Below are 17,738 nucleotides of genomic sequence, written 5' to 3'. Positions count from 1 at the left end.
TCAGCCCCCGGCCGGCGCGCCGCTCTGGCCGCCGCCAGGCTGCACGTTGATGTGCACGTGGCCGACCTGGCTGATGCCCTTGGCGATCTGGTCACCCTGGGACACGATCTGCCCGGTCTGGGTGATGGTCGGCGTGTCGAAGTTCACCGCGGTCAGCGCCTTGATGTTGAGGGTGCTGGTCTCGATATCGATGATGCGCCCGCGCTTGAAGTGGATGCGGTCACCCTCATCGGTGTAGAGGGCCACCTCCCCCGGCGCCATCTCCTTGATCCGGTAGCGCCGGTCACTGGCGACAATCACCACGCCGTGGGAACGGTCGCCGCCGATAAAGGCCGTCAGCACCTCGGCGCCGGCCAGCGGGTTGCTGGTAAAGCCGTAGGGTTCCAGATGTTCCAGGCCATCCTTGACCTCGCCGGCGGTGAGGCGCGCTTGCAGCGCTTGCAGCTTTTGTTTGGCGTTGCTCATCACCACAACGCCGCGCACTAACAAATCCATCAGGCTCATTTTTTCGGCTCGTAGTCAGCAGGGATGAGGTATTCGAAGTTGTCGGCCTTGCCGCCCTTCTTCAATTTCCGGTCTTTGTGCGGGTCATGGGGTTCCGGTTCAAAGCCGTCCGGCGGGCCGACCACCATCTTGGTGACGGTGCCCTGCTCGCTCAGGCTGTAGGTGATCTCCGAGATCAGCATGTCGCGGTCAAAGCCGATGATCGGGTCGATGACCCGCACCAGCATGTTGTGCCGCCACAGCGCGCCATTGCTCTGCCGCCAGCCCTGCACCGTATAGGTGGTGCTCAGGGCCTTGCCCATGCGGGTGCCGCGCTCCCAGTTGGCCCGGGCCCCGGCCAGTTCATCGGTCATCTGCCCGGACTCCTGGATAATCAGCACCCGCTTGCGGGTGGTGCGATCGTCATTGAGGACGGCCGACACCTCGGAGGCCTTGGCACCGAACTCGTCGTCGGTGCCGCTTTTTTGCCCAAGCACCTGGTACTGGGAAAACACCCCGGAAAAATCCAGGGCCGCGTCTGCGGCCTTGAGGTTCTTGCCCAGTTCCAACGCATCCACCGCCCGCCCTTCGCTGCCGGGTTTGGCCAGCAGCACCCGGCCCTGGGCGTCGTCGGTGGAGAACACACGAAACAGGGTCAGCAAGCGGTCGATGGACTCGAACGCGGTTTCCCCGGGCTTGATGGTGTGGTCCGACAGCTTGGCGCTTTCCGGGATTTCGCTGCGCACGGTGATGTTGTAGGGCGCGGCCAGGGCCTTGACGATGCTCAGCACGCCCTGGCCATTCCATTGCCCGGGTTTGTTCACCGCGGCGCAGTCCACCAGGTCGGCCGTCAAGGAACGGCCAGTGATCGACAGGGTGATCTGTTTGTCGTCGTAGCTGATGGGCGAGGCAAACACCCAGCCGGTGAGCACCAGGTCATCACCGATGCGCACCAGGCACTTGGCACCCTGGCGGATCGGGATCGCCACGGGCTGCCCGGGCCATTGCCAGGTGATGCTCAGGTTGAAGTCGCGGGCCTGACGTTCCAGGCCGGCGGAGATCTCGACGGACTTCCAGCCGCCATAATCCAGGCCGTCAACGGTCAGGCTGACGGCATTCGCAGTGTCGAGCATGGTTACTCCTGGGCGATTTTCAGCGGTAGCGGCGGCACGAAGCCGGGGTGGCGGATGCGGTTGCGCTGCACCACTTCGCCGCTACGGGTGGCGTCGCCGAAGCGACGGTAGGCCAGCACCAGAGCCGGCAGGGTTTCCGCCGGAGTGATGTCCACCAGGCGCACGCCGGACTCGGCCACGGCGGTCAGGTGCTTGAACAGCGCCTGGCGCAGCGTGTTGAGCGCCAGGTAATGCACCGGGTCGGCCTTAAGAGACGCCTCCCAGATCGCTTCGTTGAGGTCGTCGCGCAGCTCGATCACGTCATCGGCTACTGGCACCTCGGGCCGCTCTACCGGCTGGATGGCCTGCTGCTCCACCGAGGGTGTGGCTTCGACCGACACCGGTGCACGGCCACCGGCATGTCGCTGATGACCTGGGCCACCTGCACCAGCAGCGCGTCCTGCACCAGGTTGGCAGTGGCCTGGGCTGCCGCCACCGAATCCACACCGCCGATGGGGCTGACGGTGTTGATGCTGGTCACTGCCTCGACCTGCTGGGCGGCGGTGGCCACCGCCGAGCGATACACCGACTTGGCGCTGCTGCCCCCGCTGGAACTGGACTTGCTCTTGGAAAAGCTCAGGCCGATGAAGTCGCTGAAGTAGCTGGAGAACAACGCACTGAGGGCATCCGGTGCATTTATCAGCGACTGCACAAATCCGCTCAGGTTGGTGAACACCGCCACGAACGGCGCGAACTGCTGCTGGATGATGGCGTACACCCCCGACAGACTGTTGCGCAGCGCGATGATGCCCAGCCGCGCCTTGTCGACAATGGCCATCGCCGCCTTGTAGCGGCTCAGGGCCGACGCCAACAGGCCTTCCTTGGCCTTGACCACCTGCTGCTGGGTGTTGACCCGGCCGGTGGGGAACTTGCGCGGCTTGTCCGGGTAGAACGTCAGGTCGAAGCTGACCATACCGCCCTCGCGCCGGCCGTGGGTCATTTTGCAATCGCCGACCTTGACCTGCATCCGCCCCAGCCAGGGGTGCACCAACTCCCCCGAGCCTTGCGCTTCCAGCGCCTCCAAGAACTTGTCACGGCGCTCAAAGCAATCGTCACCGATGATCCACGCCGTCAGGGTGTGTACCTGCGCCTGCTTGCCCAGTGGCTCCCAGAACGGTTCGTCACGCTGGGGGAACTCATGCAGCTGGCCCTTTTGCCCAATCGGCACACCAGCCTGCTCGATCAGAAAGCTGATGCCGCGGAAAGAGGCCGGCAACAGCTCATCGCGCCATGTCTTCTTGTCCATGGGTTATCCCTTTTGCGCGCCTACGGTGCGATAGCCAACGCTGGGCTTGATGGAGAGGCCCGGCTGGTTGCTTTTCGGTTGGTCGATCCGGGTGCCTGGCGGCGCCCCGGTCAGGTTGATGTTGAGTTCGCCTTGCAGCTTGGGATTATTGTTTGCCGCGGCCTGCATCAGCAGGCTGCCTGGGGCGGGCATCTGTGCAGGCGGGCGCAACAGGCTGTCCGCCGAGGCGCCGCCCTGGGTGGTGTTGCGCCAGAACTGGCCACTTCGGGCGTTCTGTGCCGCGTTCTCGCGCAGCAGATCCCCGCTTCCGTCACCCGGCATCACCTCCGGCCCTAGCCCCGCCGCCACATTGCGTTGGCGTTGTGACTCGGAAAACGCCCTGGCCTTGCCGGTCGCCGACTCAATGATCCCTGGCCCTTCACTGCTGCCCTCGCCGGCACCGAAGAAACTCAGGATCGGTTCGATGATCGGCCGCAGTTTTTCCCACAACCCCTTGAACCATGCGGTGATGGGCTCCCAGTTCTTGATGATGATGCCCAGCGGCGACCAGTCGAACATCGTCTTCATAAAGTCGAGGGTCGGCACCGCCAGGGCCACCAGCACCTCCCACAATGCGCCAAAGAATTCCTTGAGCGGTTCCCAGTTTTCGATGATCCGCCCCAGCGGCGTCCAGGCTACAAAGGATTTGAACCACTCCCACACTGCCATGGCCGGGCCCTGAATTTTGGCCCAGACACCTTGGAGGTACGGCGCAACAGTTGACCAGTTGGCAATCATCAAGCCCGCCGCCAACGCAATCGCACGGACAATGAGCCCGACCGGCGACATCGCCATGACGGCGCTGAGCAACTTCGTGGCAACGACTGCACCCATAACCGCAACACGAAGAACACCAAACGCAATGCCAGCACCGAGAACACCCCGGATAACGCCAGGATGGGCAGCCGCCAACGCAGCAACCTGCGAGATGATCGGGCCGATGACTTTCATGACGTCGTTCAGCGGACCAAGGAGAGAGCCGCCGACTTCAATTCCCAGGCGTGTAACCCGGTTTTGCAGTAACCGCATGTTGTTTTCAGTTGTTGCCGACCGTGCGTCGTACTCCTTCTGCATCGATCCCGCGAAACCGGAACCTTGCGCCACGGCATTGAAGCTCTGTTTCAGCAGGTCGAGGTTGGTAAGGAGCGGGGCAATAGCTGTAACCGACTCCTGCCCAAAAAGCTGAGTGAGCAGCCCTGCCTGCTTCGCCGGTTCTACCTGGGCAATTCGCCCCAGGACATCCTCAATCGTGCCCTGAGCATCCTTCTGCATGCTCACAGCCAACTGTTTGGTGTCCAGGCGCAGCGATTTAAAGGCCAGCGTCTGCTGCTTCGTGGCGGAACTGCCCTTGGTCAGGGCCAGCATGAAATTCTTCATGCCTGTGGCTGCCACCTCACTAGGCACGCCAACCCCAGCCAGTGTCGCCCCCATCGCCGCGATCTGGCCGGACGCAAGACCCGCAATGGCTCCCAGTGGACCAATGCGAGTGACGATATCGGAGATCTGAGCCGCCGATGAGGGGCCAGTGTTGCTGAGGTAGTTGATCTTGTCAGCCAGGGCGACTACCTCTGGCTGGGTCATCTTGAAAGACGTTCGCCACTTGGCCATCATGTCGCCGGACTGGTCGGCGGTCTGATCGAACGCGATTCCCATCTTCACAGCGTCCTCAGCGAACTGTTTCAACTCACCCCGCGCAAAACCAGCCTGCCCGCCGGCGGCCACGATGGCAGCAATCCCGCTCGCCGCCATGGGCATCTTTTCTGATAGATCGAGAACGTCCCGCCCCATCTGCTTGAACTGCTCTGGCGTATCGAACGTGACCACTTTTTTCACGTCAGCCATCGAGGACTCAAACTCGATAGCTGCTTTTGCGCCGGCCACGAATGGGGCGGCAAATGCCCCACCCTGAAGCACATCCGTAAACCCGATGTTACCCAAGCCGGAGCTGGTCATCTGCTTGCGAAAGCCGGCGACGTTCTTGCGAATCCCCGTCAGTGTCGGCGACAGCTTGTCAACGCCGGTGATTAACGCCTTGAGCTGGAACTTGTCCGCCATCACTGCACCTGCTGGAGCTGGTTAATGCGCTGGGCATGCGCCATAGAATCGAACAGCACATCCAAGGGCCGGGACATCATCTGTTCGGGATCGACCTTCCAGAACCAGGCAAGGTCGTAGACAAGTTCCATCAGCCGCTCGACGGACTCGGTGCCGCAGACATGAAAAAACCCGCTACTGCCCAACTCAGGGAGTTGAGGTCGGCCAGATCCAACTGGTTGACCGACGATGGCGGAATGCCTGCGCAGACCGCGATGTACTTGGCCGCGACATCCATATCGAGGCTAATCTCTTCGTTTTTGTCGATCTTGTACGGCAGCGCCTTGATCGCCCGTACTTCCTGTACGGTCGGGCGGCGCAGGGTCAGTTCAGATACAGACTCACCATGGGCATCGATGGGCGCATGCAGCTTCACGATATCGGTCATTGCCAGGTTCCTTTAATGCCGTCGAATTGCAGTTCGATGGTGCCGTCGTCCCCTTTCGAGGAAGGCTCATCGACCAGGTAGGCACCCGCGAGAACGTAGGTTTTACCGTTCAGGAATTCGCAGGTGATAGTCATGTCGGTGCCGTTGATTAACTGTTTCAACGGGAAGTCCGGGGTGTGCACCGCCGTCACCTTCAGGTATGCCGGTAGCCGTTCTTCCTTGTAGAAACCGGGCACCACAGTCTCCCGCTTGACGTCCATCAGCGGCGCTTCGCAGCCACCGGTGATGGTCAGTTGCGCGCCGTCCACTTTGACGTAGGCGGTACCCGCTACTTTTTGCCCCATGAGGTTGCTCTCCAGAATGAAAAAGCCCGCTCAGGGCGGGCTGGATGATCGAGGCAGCGTTACGCCGCAGCGTCGTACTGCAAGCGGAACTGGTTGAGCAGCGCGAAGATGCGCAGGCCGTTGATGTAGTCCGGCGGGAACAGCACGTTGACCCGGCTCGGATCCTGGCTGTCGCGCTCCACCACCAGGTGCTGAGCGAACAGCTCGGCGTTTTCCACGTGGCCCTGTTGCTCCAGCATGGCGTACTGCGCGATCAGTTCGCCGCGAATGACGTTGGGCGTCACAATCGGCTGCCCAGCGCCGAAGTTGGTGCCGTCGCTGGCCAGCTTGTGGCGGCCGTACTTGCTGGTGATGACGCTTTGCAGGCGACGAATGATAAACGCCGACTGGTGCATGGTTTCGCTGTCCAGGTACGAGTTGTCCGCCTGGCCGTAGGGGTTCTTCTGGTAGGTAGTGATCGAGCGTTGGATACGCACCGAACCGCCCTCGAAGTACGCCGTGGCAATGCCATAGCTCAGCAGCGACTGGCGTTCGGTCAGGGTGAACCGCTCGCTGGCGGCCGCCGGATCCAGGCCCGGCAGGCTGCCGCTTTGGGTGGGCCGGCTGGCATCGGCCGAGATGAACACCGCCGTGCGCGCCGCCAGGGCCGCCGCCTGCACCCACACGGGCTGCGGCACGCCCAACTCCACGCCCTGCACGGTAACGTGCTGATCGTTGCGCAGTTGGCCCGCCGCCACCAGGGTGCCCACGGTGCCGCGCTTGGCGCTGTAGACGTGGCCGAACAACTGCTTGGCCCAGCTCCAACGGCCCACGTTGTCATCCATTGCCGCCTTCCAGGCATCGAGGGTGGTGGTGTCGGACCAAGGCACGCAGATGAACTCGAACGGCTCATCGCCCAAGGCCGCCAGCGCCGCCACCTGATCCGGGGTGCCGACGCCGCCGGCCATCTTGGTCAGCACCACCGTCACGCCCGCCGGGGTCAGCTCGCCATTACTCTTGCCCAGGCGATTGAGTTGCAGGTTGATGTCGTTGCCGCTGTCGCCCTTCCACTTGCAGGTCAGGGTCACGACCCCGACCGCCGCCACCGCGGTGACCGGCAGGTCTGGCGTGGCGTTGATCTTCACCGCCAAGGCCGACGCCACCTGGGTGGGCGTGGCGGCGGACTGCACGCTGGACTGCACCCGCACACCGCCGATGTACAGGTTTAACAACCCGGCCTCGGTGGCGGTGCCAGTGATGGTCACGGTTGCCGTGGCCACGGTGCCGGTGGTGTTGCGTACCGGTAGGCACCAGATCTCGCCGATGGCATCCGTCTTGCGCCAGGTGTCGTACATCGAGGCCAGCATCGAGCCCTGGCCACCAATAGCCTTGGCCACCGCCAGGCTGGACACCAGCACCAGGGAGCCAACCTCCAGGCTGGTCGAGGCATCGTTAACCTGCCCGACGATCAAACGCCGCAGCGTCGAGGACGCGCTGTTGGCGGCCGAGTTATCCATCTCCGCATAAAACAGCGGCACACGGATATCGGCCGGGATGTTGCTGAATCCAATGGCCATTATTTAGGCTCCTCGGGTTTCGCCGGTTTCACGGCCTTGGTGGATGCGGGTTCTTCAATCGGGGCCACAACGGGCGGCGCCGGCTCGGCCGAGACATCGCCATCGGCCAGGCGGCGGCGCCACCAGGCACTGTCTTGAACCACCCGGCCCTCGGCCGGCAACAAGTCGCCCGCCTGCGGGTCAGGCACAACGCGGCCAAAGGCCGGCACCACAGTGATGCGCTGGGTCATGGTTGAACGTCTCCTGAAAATTTGGCTTCAATGCGCCCGTCCGGGCCGGGTCGTTGCAGGTTGGGGTCCGCGGGGTCGATGCAATCCATGTTGAAGGTTGCACCGGTAAAGGGAGTAAGGCCGTCGAGTTCCAACTCGTGCCAGGTTTCGGCGGGGTCGCTGGCGTTGTTGCGGCCGAGCTGGAACTGCGCGATGAAGTTGAACTGGTACACCACGCGGGAGCGGCTGATGTGCAGCAGCGCGCCCTTGCCGTACTCCAAGCGGGTGTATTCAACCGAGGGCCGCCAGCCCACCAACGCACGCCAGAGTTCAGCCCGAACATCGTGCAGCAGGTCGTTGGCCTCCTGGCCTCGCTCATCCTCCGGAACCAGCACCACCACGACGCTGAACTGGTCCGTGATGTCTTGCAGCACCGCGTTTTGCGCCCTGCTGGGCTCGGCGATATCGGCAGAAGCGATGACGTAAGCAGCCGGCAATGTCAGGTGGGCACTTTTCTCAACGGCCTCCCAATCAATGCCACCCGCCACCCGGCCAGCAAATGTCGGACATCGCGCACGCATCTGCGCAACGATGGGACTCAGTTTCATTGCTGAACTCCAGAGATAAAAAAACCCCGCAGCGCGAGGTTTTTTGACAAAGACACTTAGTTCTATTTAAAACTTTCTACTACAGCGCCGACATCGATATCAGCCGGCAAGGGAAGTTTCATCGCAGAGACACCAGACTCGTTAGAGAATTTGCCCTCAGCCAATTGACGGGCACTTCCATTCAACGACTTAAAGTTACCAGCTTCATAAAGCCAGATATTGGGCGCACTCTTTCCACTACTGGTTAAGTTCCAGCATCCAACAACAGAACGGGCGCCCACAACTTTCGGATCGCACACTACCGCACCGCTCGGATAAATTTTGTGGTTCATGTAGAGCAGAGTAATACGGTCAATTGCAGCACTCGGCGCTTCTTGGACAGTCTCAGTTGCATGGGCATTCATTGCCATAACCAACGTCGCCGTGGAAGCAAGTACAGTTAACGCTTTCATAGGTAACTCCCTGTTATCGAGACACAGAGCCTATCCCAAAGCGGTTTGCTCAGTCACCCCAGCGCATTTGCGAAAGCAGCCTTCAAGATGGACTCGACCTGCGAGGACGAATCCTGCAAGGCGTCAGCCATGTAGTTGCCACGCGGCTTGATCCGCCATTCCCCCGCCGCCCGCTCGGCCAGCGCCGCCGCACGGGCCCCTTTGGCGCGACGGTTCGACTTGCCCTTGCCCGCACCGGGCGCAAGTTTGCCGAGCCTGCGGCCTTGCTTGACGCCGTAGTGCAGGTACGCCGGGTAGAACTCGGCCATGGTGGCCGTCTTGGTCGGAGAGATGCGCACCAGAAAGCCCGCGCGGGACACCTTGAAGCTGATGGACTCAAGCGTGGCGCCCGTGCGATTGATCGGGTAGCCCTCCTGGCCTTTGCCCAGCGCCAGGTTCATCTGGGCTTTTTGCCGAACCAGCATGCCCACCTTGCGCATGCCGGCCCGGATCTGGCGCTTGTCGAAGGCATCGCGCTGGAAGTTATCGAAACCTTCAAAGTGCAGATAGCTTTCGACTGAGGCTGAGTTAGCCATAGATTCCCCCCCTGGCCTGCGCTGAGCCCAGTTCCTCGACCTCCAGCAAGGTGTAACGACGAGTACCGTTCATATCCGCCACCCTGAGAACTCTGTAGATCGTGGTTCCATGAACGATCTCGTGGGCATCGCTCATTCCCTTGAGGTAATAAAGGATCGCGCGATGAGTGATCTTCACATCGGTCTGAGCACCTGCCGCATACACGGCTGTTCCGACCGGTTCGATCCTTGCCCAGCGTTGTTTCTGCTCGGTAAAGATTGAGTCCAGGCCTTGATCCCGTGCCGGGATATCGGTTCTCAACCTGATCGTGATACGCCGGTCGAGTTCGCCGGCACTGGGTTCACGCATGGCCATAATCAGAACCTCGGCGGAACGGTGATGTCCGCGATCAGATGATCGAGAAAGGTCGATGGCAACTCGGCCAGGCCCTGCCCTACCACAAACATCTCCGGATGCCGATAGATCGTCGCAGCAGCCATCAGCAGCCAGTTGCGCACAGAAGGATAGGCATCAAGGTCGGCCCCGGCCTTGTAGCGAATACGCAGCGCGCCCGAGGGCCGCCCCGCGGGGAAGTGCAGAAAGCTTTCCCGCTGACCTTGCTGGAGCGCCACCGCATCCGATGCCAGTAGCCAAGATCCATCCGGCTGCTGCGCCTGTACAGAAACGATTTCGTTGGCCTGGCCAACGTCCAAGGCATGGCCCGAGGCATAGTGCACAGGCCAATCCTCTTCATAGAGCCCGCCACGGATCGCAGCACCGGTCTTGGTTTCGCACTGAGCGGTAACCCCGGGAATGATGATCTGCTCAATCAATTGCGGCTGCATGTCTTCTGGCTCGACCCGACACTGGTGGGCCACCTGTTCCAGGGTCAGGGCCGGATCGCCGAAGTACTCGATTCGACGCGCCACGACTTAAGGCTTCTCGTCGATGTCGCCAGTACCGGCACCAGCCCCGCCGTCATCTCCAGAGCCCTCTCCGTCGCCAGTTCCCGCCAGCGGGGTCGATTGCCTGCCACTTTTACCAGGTGATTTCTTGGCCTTCGACTTAGGCGGCGAACCATCGCCTTCGTAGACTTCAGCGAACCCCTTTGACTTGAGCCCCTCGACGACAGCTTCGTCGAACCCGGCCAACTCATCTGCCGAGTAACCGCGCCAGGCCTTTAGAAACCGTACAACCACTTTATCGTTCATCGTTTGAACCTCAGATATGCGAAGCCCCACCGAAGTGGGGCTAGGGGATTACATGCCAGCGCCCCATTTGACGGCGACAGCAACAACGATGCATTCGACATGCCGCGGCCCGAAGTCATGCTTGGCGATAACTTTGACAAGGGTCTGGTCCCGCTGGAACGCGCTGACCATCGTGCCGTCCGAATCCTTGTAGGAGGCTTCGTTGCTGAACGAGATCGTCAGGTCCATGTCTTCGCCGATCATCATGTCGGCAAAGTTGACGAAGTAGAATTCGCTCTCATCGCCATTAGCACCGAGGTTTACCGGAATCTGGTTGCTCAACCCAACCGGATAGCCTTTGAAATTGCCTTGCTCAATTTCTGGGTATGCTTTGTTACCGTTGCCATCACGCAGTGTTTGCAACCAACGCAACGTGCGCGGGTGCATCAACCACCCACAGTCCTTCATCATCACGTTCGCGGTTTCGAGGCGAAGCATCATCCCACCGCAAAACAGATCGATTTTTTCTAGCGTGAGATCCGCAACCCCCGGAGCCGTCAGGACATTGAACGGTTGTGCCCAGTAGCGCATACCCTTGGGCAGCGAGCCGCTACCGTCCGAACGGATAAAGTGCAGATCCTCCGAAAGCCCCATCGAGACGGCAAGATCACTCACCACGATGTTGTCAATGCGAGGATTGACCCCAGCATTGGCGATCAGGTCATTGGAGATGGGCACAATCGCTGCTGCTTTTTTCGCCGACAGCTTTGTGTCCGCGAAGGTCATACCGGTAATCGGGATATCGGTTTCCGTGCCGATGTAGGTGACCACGGTGCTGCCCGTGATGCGAGGCATGGTCAGGTTGCCATTGTTCAATGGCAGGCTGCGGGTACCCATTTTTCGAACAATCGACATCGGCCGCAGCGCTTCGATGATTTCGGACGAAAAGTTCGTCGGCACCAGCACGCCGCCAGCGCCCGCAGTGACCGTGCTCAATGCCATCGCCACCTCTGGGGAGTAACCACCCTGCTGCGCCATCAGGGCAGCCTGCTGCTGATTCCCCTGGGCCGCCGCCAGCAGCCGAACCATTTGCGCCATACGAACGCCCGGTTCAAGCCGAGGCGCATGGGGCCCAGATATGTGAGTGGGCGGGCTGTTGATGCCTTGGCCGCCTTCGCTGACAGGTACGGCCGCCGCAGCTGTCACCCGCTCGGCCGTCTCTGCCCGTGCCAGTTTGGCACTCAAGTCATTGATCTGGGTTTCCAGTTGGGTGAACTGGGCCAGTTGCTCAGCGCTGAGGCTTTCACCGCCCGCCTCGATCTTGGCCAGCGCCTGGACCTGGGCAACCAGTTGGGCGCGTTCGCTACGCATTTGAAGTACAAGGGACATGGTGCCTCCTGGGCATGAAAAAACCCGCACAGGGCGGGTTTCGTTGACTGCCGCGAACGCGGTCAGATCAGGGTTTGCATATTCAGTGCCGCTGCGCGAACCGCTAGGCGGCCGGGCGGCTGGCGGGTGGAACGGCTCATCGCAACGGAATGGGCCAGGTCATCAACAGCCTGTTGCGGGCTTTGCAGGCGATCAGCTAACCCAGCGCTGATGCCCTGCTGCCCTCGGTACAAGCCTGCCTCGGTAGCCATAACCTGCTGGGCCGACAACCCGCGATACTCGGCAACAGCACCGACAAAGAGCTGGTAGCTCTCCTGCACGACATCGTTCAAGTACTTCAACGACTGTTCGCTCAAAGGCTCATGAGGGCTCATGTCGTTTTTGTGGGCACCGGCATAGACAGTGGTAACCTTGACGCCCATACCCTCCTCCATCTTGGAGCGATCCATATGGCTGGCGATAACCCCGATGGAGCCGATCCCGCTGGTCTGGCTAACCACCAGCTCGCTACACGCCGAACCGAGCAAGTAGCCGCCGCTGTAGGCCATGAAGTTGACGATGCCGGTGATGGGCTTTTGCTGGGCCATGGCGCGGATATCAGCGGCCAGTTCAAAGGCGCCAACGGCTGAGCCGCCTGGGCTGTCGATGTCCAGGACGATGCGCTCGACCATCGGATCTGCAACTGCGTTGCGCAGCTGAGTCCGAAGCGACTCGTAACTGGTCATCGTCTCGCACATGCTGACGTGACTGCCGCGGCTGACCAACACACCGCTGACCGCAATCACTTCGATGCCGGTGCGCGCAATTGCTGTGCGGCGATCCTCTTCGCGCTGGGCAATTCGGTCCATGCCGTCATCGGACCACAACCCGGCAACATCCCGGGCGCCGATGTTGACGATATTCAGGCTCATGGCCTGGTTGGCCCAGCGCACGCCCAGGTCCAACATGTCGGGAGTCACCAGCAGCGGCTGATTGAACAGCAGGTTGGATGCTCGTAAGTAATGTTTCATTGCGCCAGGATCCTTTCTATTTCAGCGTGCTGGAGTTCAAGGTGCGCTCGCACACTGGGGTTGGTCGGACCAGGGGCGCCCTTGCCTGCGTCCACCATGTTCAGCGGTTGCAGGTAGATATCGCCACCCGGCACAGGGGGCATGTTTTCCAGGCGCCGAATGTCATTGACACTGAGCCACCCCCACTGACGCCCGATGGCATACGCCTCGTAACGGCTCTTCTGGTCGCCGCGCAACAGGCCGGACAGGTTGAACTCAATAAAGTAGTCGCGGCGGTCGGCCGGCAACAGGAAGTCGCGCATCATCGATTGCTCGTGACGCTTGACCCAGGGCAGCAACGCAAACACCACGAACTGAATCATCAGTTGTTCAAGGGTGTTGTAGTTGGACTTCTCCAGGTCGTTGACCATGGGCAGCGGGATCTTGTACATCCGAGCGATGTCGGTTCCGGTGGTTTTAAGCATCCCGAGAATTTCGGCGTCGACGTTGTTCATGGAGACGGGTTTGAAGGTCATGCCCTCTTGCAGCAAGGCGACTTTCTTGGCGTTATCCATGCCCCCAAACTTCTGGCCCCACTGATCGACGATATTGTCGATGCTGGTTTTGTCCTTGATCGCGGGCGCTTCACGTGGGCGCTCAATCACACCGGAGACACTCACGCCGTTGGCGAAGCTCTTGCCGGTGTACTGTCGCACCGCCTGGGCCAAGCCAATTGACTCGGCGTGAACCTCAATTGGCGAAAGCCCCATGTAGTGGTTGGTACTAACCCAGCGCACGTGGTGGATCATGCGCATCGGCAGAGCCTCGCCGGCGCCGACTCGGTAGTACGGCAGCAAGTCGCCACCCTTTAACACCTGAACTTTGTCATTGCACAAGGGCCACAGCCCAGCGATGTTGCCGTCATCGCGGCGCTCTATGAAGCTGAAGCCGTTACCGCGCAATCCCGCCGCCATCTGGGTGCACTCGCGGTACTCGTATGGCGTTTGAAAACCATTGGGTTGGTAACGCAAAACGTCATAGGCCGGGTGGTGGATGGCGGCCTCACGCTGGCCCAGGTCCAGACGACGGTACATCTCGCAGGGCAGTTGCCCCATCGTTTCGGCCAGCAAGGTGACGCAGTTCTGCAGGATGGGCAGGCCCAGCGCTGACTCAGGCGTCACCCTCACTCCCGAGCTGTTGCGGCCACTGCCGATAAGACTGCGCCAAAAGCCGCCGCCAGCTTCGGTCAGATTGCCACGCCCTTCGCCGAGCACACTTGAAAAAAACATGCTCAACCTCCTTGAGGCTTGGGTTTGGCCCGCAGTGCCGCCGATGCGCGATCAGCAAGGTAGGACCAGGCCATCAAGCCGATGCCCGCAACAATGCACGCGATGGGCCCGCTGAACAGCGCCGTGCCGCAGATCAGCAACCCGAAGCCCAGCAAGCCGGCCACCCATGACAAGATGCTCAACTTCATATACCCGCCCATTCGTCGTAGATGGATTTGCCACCGGAGCCGCCAGCTTTGGTGCTGGTGCCGATGGCGATGATGGAAGCGACAATGCCGTCGATCCGGCCCGTGGCCTTGGCCTTATCGGCTTTACGGTTGTTGGCAGGATCCGAAACAATCACGGCGTTGCCGGCGCACCAGGTCATTACCGGGTTGCCATCGTGGCGCAGCGTCTCAACTGTCTCACTACCAATGACTTCGTAATCAGCCGGATCAAGATCGATGACGTCCGGTTCGGGTGAGCGGCCTAGCAACCGCCGCTCGAACTCGTCCACGGCCGGGGCCATGTCCTTGAAACCCTGACCAAACCCCACCATTTCCGGCAGTGTGATGTTTTCGTCAGCCATCAGTTGCAGCAGGTCTTCGACCCGCCAACGGTCATAGCCGATGCGCTCAACGTCGAAGTAGGCGCAAATCTTGACCAACCGCAACAGCACGTGACGCTTGCTGATGGCCCGTCCCGGCGTCGTTTCCAGATGACCGTGCTTGATCCACATGGAGTAAGGCACCTTGTCGCGGTCCTCACGACCTTGCAGATCGTCATCGGGAATCCAGAAGTACGGCAGCAAACGCCAGTGGGGATCGTGGACCGTGGGCCAGAAAATCAGGACGAATGCCGTCAGGTCCGTCGTACTGGAAAGATCGAGACCGCCAACGCAGCGCCGGTTCCGCAGGGCCCGCATCGGCACGCGCTCTTCGGCCTGCTTCCAGACCTCCCAAGAAATCCACGGCGCATCGGCGGAAGTCCACTCGCAGAAGTTCAGGCGGCGCACCACCGACTCTTGCGCAGGCAACCCCCGGGCTGACTGGACCTGTTCCCGTAGGTACTTACGGCCGGGGATACCATCACTCTGCCCTTCGGCGATGTGGTCCAGCGAAGGGTTGACCTTGGCCCAACAGGCTTCGTCCTTGAGTGGATCGTCCCCTTCGTCCAGGGAGCAGATGAAAGCGAAGAAGCTGTCGTTGTCCTCGATCTGCGCGCAGATGCGTACGCCCAGGTCATGGTACTGACCGCAAACCGTCTTCTTGTCCGAGCCACTGTTGGTAATCATCACCACCATGGCTTTGCGGCGGTTCTTCGTACCAGCACGCATCATGGTCACTGTGGCGGCGGTTTTGTGTTCATGCAGTTCGTCGAGCAGGCCAATGTGCGGACGTGGGCCAGACTTACCTTCGTCAGCGCTGATGGGACGGAAGAATGAGTTGGTGTTCGGGTAAAACAGGTTCCAGACCTTTTCATCGCGCCCCGACTGCACCAGGCGCGAACTCAGTTTCTTCGACATGTCGACCATCGACACGGCATCGCGAAACAGGATCATCGCTTGATCGCGCTTGGTGGCAGCGGCATAGATCTCGGCTCGCTGCTCACCATCTGCCACAAGACCGTACAGGCCGATGCCAGCCACCAACGGGCTTTTACCAGAGCCCTTACCCGTCTCGATGTAGCCCAATCGGAAGCGCCGGAAACCATCAACAGTCATCCAGCCAAACAAGCTACCGATCACAAAGGCTTGCCACGGCGCAAGCAGGAAGGGCATGCCCTCATAGTCGCCACCATTGAGGCACAACACGTCCTCGAAAAAGCCGATGGCCCGGTTGGCATTATCCAGATCCCAGATCAAGCCGCGCGCCGGGCCTCCCTCCAGGTCTCGCAGGTGACGCTTGCAAGCGTTGCGCACATTGGGCCCGGCAACAATGTTGCCCGCGAGCACAGCATGGGCGAACTCGGTAACACGATCACTTGAAGTACTTGTCTGCGGCGTCTCGTTGTTCATGAGGGAATAGATCACCTTGTGGCGTCGGCGCCGTTTTCAAATTGCGGCGGGACATGGGCGACAGGCCGAACTGGGCGCCGGCGGCGTTCGCGCGTCTCTCAGCGTCGTTCGCGAGCTGACGAAGGACGTGCATTTGCTGGGCGCCGGTCTTGAAGGTCTGGACATCACCGCCCAGTTCATCGGTGGACGCGGCATTTCGCTGGGCGATGTGTCGCTGATGGCGGCGCCAGTCGGCAACCGCCTGGCAGTAGGTGGCCAACGCCATCGAGTCCAGGTTAGAGACGATGCCCAAGGAGATCAGCGCGGGGAGCACTTGTTCCCATTCTGCAACGGCGTCCGGGGTTAGCACGTCTGGCATTGGCGGCGCGCCCACCGGCACCGCTGGCTTCGCCACTTCGGCCAGCAGATCGTTGCGATTTTCTCGACTACGGTTACCTTGCAAAAGTTTGAGCGCCGCTGGCATTCCCGGGCGCCCGGAGTTTCCATTTCCGGCCATAAAACAACCCCTTACCTGCTGATACCCCCCCTCCCTCATTTTTCCCGACTTTGCGTAAAGAGGGGGGCGAGCGGTCTAGAAGGAAGTCGGAAAAAAGTTTTTCACCCCCCCTACCCGGGGGAGTGCCATTTATTGGTGCGCGTGGCGCCACAGGTCACCGATTCCAGTGATGTCCCGGATCCAACGGCTTGCCGTCGGCGGTGCACCCAGGCAGCCTGCCGCTCTTCTCCATCCGCTGCTTGGTGGAGTCATGGCAGAACTTACACAGGCTCGCCCAGTTCTTCGGATCCCAGAACAGCTTCCACGCTGCCTTGAGGCGCACCGGATCGCCGCTGTCCTTGGCGTCCTTCAACTTTGGCGCAACCTTGTGGTCGACAATCACCGCAGCTACCGGCCGATCATCGGTCGAGCACATGGTGCAGTAGGGATGCAGTCGCAGGTGACCATCGCGGGACTTCTGCCACTTGTACCCATAGCCACGTTCCGTGCTGCTGCCGCGCCTGTCGTCAGATACGTTCGTCATCACCCCATCTTCCATACACGCGCCAAGTTGCCTGCGCTCTGGCAGACAGACCCAACGAACACCGCCAGCAACACCACCAGCGGCCAGGAGTTGCGCGGCATAACGAGCTGGCCCTTGCCGATGTACGCCACGACCGACCCGGCGGCGACCATCACCAGCCAGGCAAGGCAGCTCATGTCCCGGCGGAACCGGGAGCCACGGCGACGGAACGTGAACAGCCGCACGAACAACGCGACACACAACCAGAAGGTTGCCTGCGTCAGGATCTGCGGCAAAAGCTGACTATCCATCCTGCCTCCCTTGCTGCTCGGCAATGAGGCCGCGGCGCTTGATGACGGCCAGGGCGACGGTGACAACCACCACCGACGCACCGAACGCCGCTGGCCCGGTGTACTTGAAGGGCCTGGCGCCGAACAACTCAACCTCGGCCATGCCAGGGGCAAACATGTAACCCATCACGAAAGACACCAGCAGGAACAGCACACGCCTCCAGACGGGCAATTCCTCAGTCGTGGTGAAGAACACCAGCGAGCCAGCCAACGCCCCGATCACCGCGAGCATGTCCACTCCCGCTAGCAGGCCAGTTGCAGCCAATCCCACACCACCGGCCACGACAACAGTTGCCGGCTCGCTCATGCTTATTCTCCATTGCAGACACCCATCGGGCCGAAAATGAAAACCCCGCCGAAGCGGGGTTAGGTGACCGGCCGAGGAATGCCG

The 17,738-nt window shown here is 61.0% G+C and carries 23 protein-coding genes and 1 pseudogene; all 24 read right to left on the bottom strand.

Annotation, left to right across the window (positions count from 1 at the left end; genetic code table 11):
* Positions 1 to 504, bottom strand: coding sequence for a phage baseplate assembly protein V (locus AC19YT_RS03755; protein ID WP_500609775.1), 504 nt, complete (start codon positions 502 to 504; stop codon positions 1 to 3).
* Entirely contained in the window at positions 501 to 1,616 is a 1,116-nt protein-coding gene (locus AC19YT_RS03750) for a phage baseplate assembly protein (protein ID WP_500609774.1), read from the bottom strand. Before AC19YT_RS03750 ends, AC19YT_RS03755 begins: the two co-directional genes overlap by 4 nt.
* A gap of 2 nt (positions 1,617 to 1,618) precedes the next feature.
* Positions 1,619 to 2,901: pseudogene (locus tag AC19YT_RS03745) on the bottom strand (DNA circularization protein).
* 3 nt (positions 2,902 to 2,904) lie between these two features.
* Positions 2,905 to 4,995 carry a phage tail tape measure protein gene (locus AC19YT_RS03740; RefSeq protein WP_500609773.1) on the bottom strand — a complete coding sequence of 697 codons (2,091 nt, stop codon included), beginning with the start codon at positions 4,993 to 4,995 and terminating at the stop codon, positions 2,905 to 2,907.
* Positions 4,995 to 5,126, bottom strand: a complete 132-nt coding sequence (locus tag AC19YT_RS03735) for a hypothetical protein (RefSeq protein WP_500609772.1) — start codon at positions 5,124 to 5,126, stop codon at positions 4,995 to 4,997. Before AC19YT_RS03735 ends, AC19YT_RS03740 begins: the two co-directional genes overlap by 1 nt.
* The gene (locus AC19YT_RS03730) at positions 5,126 to 5,422 is read right to left on the bottom strand and encodes a phage tail assembly protein (RefSeq protein ID WP_500609771.1); all 297 of its coding nucleotides are present in this window, start codon (positions 5,420 to 5,422) and stop codon (positions 5,126 to 5,128) included. Before AC19YT_RS03730 ends, AC19YT_RS03735 begins: the two co-directional genes overlap by 1 nt.
* Positions 5,419 to 5,766: a phage tail tube protein gene (locus AC19YT_RS03725; protein WP_500609770.1), complete on the bottom strand. Its 348-nt coding sequence runs from the start codon at positions 5,764 to 5,766 to the stop codon at positions 5,419 to 5,421. Before AC19YT_RS03725 ends, AC19YT_RS03730 begins: the two co-directional genes overlap by 4 nt.
* Before the next feature lie 59 nt (positions 5,767 to 5,825).
* On the bottom strand, positions 5,826 to 7,322 hold the full coding sequence (locus tag AC19YT_RS03720; protein WP_500609769.1) for a phage tail sheath subtilisin-like domain-containing protein: 1,497 nt from the start codon (positions 7,320 to 7,322) through the stop codon (positions 5,826 to 5,828).
* Positions 7,322 to 7,552 carry a DUF2635 domain-containing protein gene (locus AC19YT_RS03715; protein WP_500609768.1) on the bottom strand — a complete coding sequence of 77 codons (231 nt, stop codon included), beginning with the start codon at positions 7,550 to 7,552 and terminating at the stop codon, positions 7,322 to 7,324. Before AC19YT_RS03715 ends, AC19YT_RS03720 begins: the two co-directional genes overlap by 1 nt.
* Entirely contained in the window at positions 7,549 to 8,139 is a 591-nt protein-coding gene (locus AC19YT_RS03710; RefSeq protein WP_500609767.1) for a phage tail terminator protein, read from the bottom strand. Before AC19YT_RS03710 ends, AC19YT_RS03715 begins: the two co-directional genes overlap by 4 nt.
* 62 nt (positions 8,140 to 8,201) lie before the next feature.
* On the bottom strand, positions 8,202 to 8,591 hold the full coding sequence (locus tag AC19YT_RS03705) for a hypothetical protein (RefSeq protein WP_500609766.1): 390 nt from the start codon (positions 8,589 to 8,591) through the stop codon (positions 8,202 to 8,204).
* A gap of 53 nt (positions 8,592 to 8,644) precedes the next feature.
* Positions 8,645 to 9,166 (bottom strand): hypothetical protein, encoded by a 522-nt coding sequence (locus tag AC19YT_RS03700; protein WP_500609765.1) that lies wholly within the window; start codon positions 9,164 to 9,166, stop codon positions 8,645 to 8,647.
* Positions 9,159 to 9,521, bottom strand: coding sequence for a phage head closure protein (locus tag AC19YT_RS03695; RefSeq protein WP_500609764.1), 363 nt, complete (start codon positions 9,519 to 9,521; stop codon positions 9,159 to 9,161). The genes AC19YT_RS03700 and AC19YT_RS03695 overlap by 8 nt, the downstream gene beginning before the upstream one ends.
* A gap of 2 nt (positions 9,522 to 9,523) precedes the next feature.
* Positions 9,524 to 10,075, bottom strand: coding sequence for a hypothetical protein (locus AC19YT_RS03690; RefSeq protein ID WP_500609763.1), 552 nt, complete (start codon positions 10,073 to 10,075; stop codon positions 9,524 to 9,526).
* Between the two features lie 3 nt (positions 10,076 to 10,078).
* Positions 10,079 to 10,357: a hypothetical protein gene (locus AC19YT_RS03685; RefSeq protein ID WP_500609762.1), complete on the bottom strand. Its 279-nt coding sequence runs from the start codon at positions 10,355 to 10,357 to the stop codon at positions 10,079 to 10,081.
* A gap of 48 nt (positions 10,358 to 10,405) precedes the next feature.
* The gene (locus AC19YT_RS03680) at positions 10,406 to 11,725 is read right to left on the bottom strand and encodes a phage major capsid protein (protein ID WP_500609761.1); all 1,320 of its coding nucleotides are present in this window, start codon (positions 11,723 to 11,725) and stop codon (positions 10,406 to 10,408) included.
* A gap of 62 nt (positions 11,726 to 11,787) precedes the next feature.
* The gene (locus AC19YT_RS03675; RefSeq protein WP_500609760.1) at positions 11,788 to 12,735 is read right to left on the bottom strand and encodes a S49 family peptidase; all 948 of its coding nucleotides are present in this window, start codon (positions 12,733 to 12,735) and stop codon (positions 11,788 to 11,790) included.
* Positions 12,732 to 14,003: a phage portal protein gene (locus AC19YT_RS03670; protein WP_500609759.1), complete on the bottom strand. Its 1,272-nt coding sequence runs from the start codon at positions 14,001 to 14,003 to the stop codon at positions 12,732 to 12,734. The genes AC19YT_RS03675 and AC19YT_RS03670 overlap by 4 nt, the downstream gene beginning before the upstream one ends.
* 2 nt (positions 14,004 to 14,005) lie before the next feature.
* A complete protein-coding gene (locus tag AC19YT_RS03665) occupies positions 14,006 to 14,191 on the bottom strand; it encodes a hypothetical protein (protein ID WP_500609758.1) in 186 nt (61 codons plus the stop codon).
* Positions 14,188 to 15,999 carry a terminase large subunit gene (locus tag AC19YT_RS03660; protein WP_500609757.1) on the bottom strand — a complete coding sequence of 604 codons (1,812 nt, stop codon included), beginning with the start codon at positions 15,997 to 15,999 and terminating at the stop codon, positions 14,188 to 14,190. Before AC19YT_RS03660 ends, AC19YT_RS03665 begins: the two co-directional genes overlap by 4 nt.
* Entirely contained in the window at positions 15,962 to 16,462 is a 501-nt protein-coding gene (locus AC19YT_RS03655; protein ID WP_500609756.1) for a phage terminase small subunit P27 family, read from the bottom strand. The genes AC19YT_RS03660 and AC19YT_RS03655 overlap by 38 nt, the downstream gene beginning before the upstream one ends.
* 187 nt (positions 16,463 to 16,649) lie before the next feature.
* Complete coding sequence (locus AC19YT_RS03650) at positions 16,650 to 17,018, bottom strand: HNH endonuclease (RefSeq protein ID WP_500609755.1); 369 nt, start codon at positions 17,016 to 17,018, stop codon at positions 16,650 to 16,652.
* Entirely contained in the window at positions 17,018 to 17,308 is a 291-nt protein-coding gene (locus AC19YT_RS03645) for a phage holin family protein (RefSeq protein WP_500609754.1), read from the bottom strand. The genes AC19YT_RS03650 and AC19YT_RS03645 overlap by 1 nt, the downstream gene beginning before the upstream one ends.
* Positions 17,301 to 17,654 carry a putative holin gene (locus AC19YT_RS03640; protein WP_500609753.1) on the bottom strand — a complete coding sequence of 118 codons (354 nt, stop codon included), beginning with the start codon at positions 17,652 to 17,654 and terminating at the stop codon, positions 17,301 to 17,303. Before AC19YT_RS03640 ends, AC19YT_RS03645 begins: the two co-directional genes overlap by 8 nt.
* Positions 17,655 to 17,738 lie beyond the last annotated feature (84 nt).

This window comes from Pseudomonas sp. MF08875 (assembly GCF_059862525.1).
This window is presented reverse-complemented; position numbering and strand designations above follow the sequence as displayed.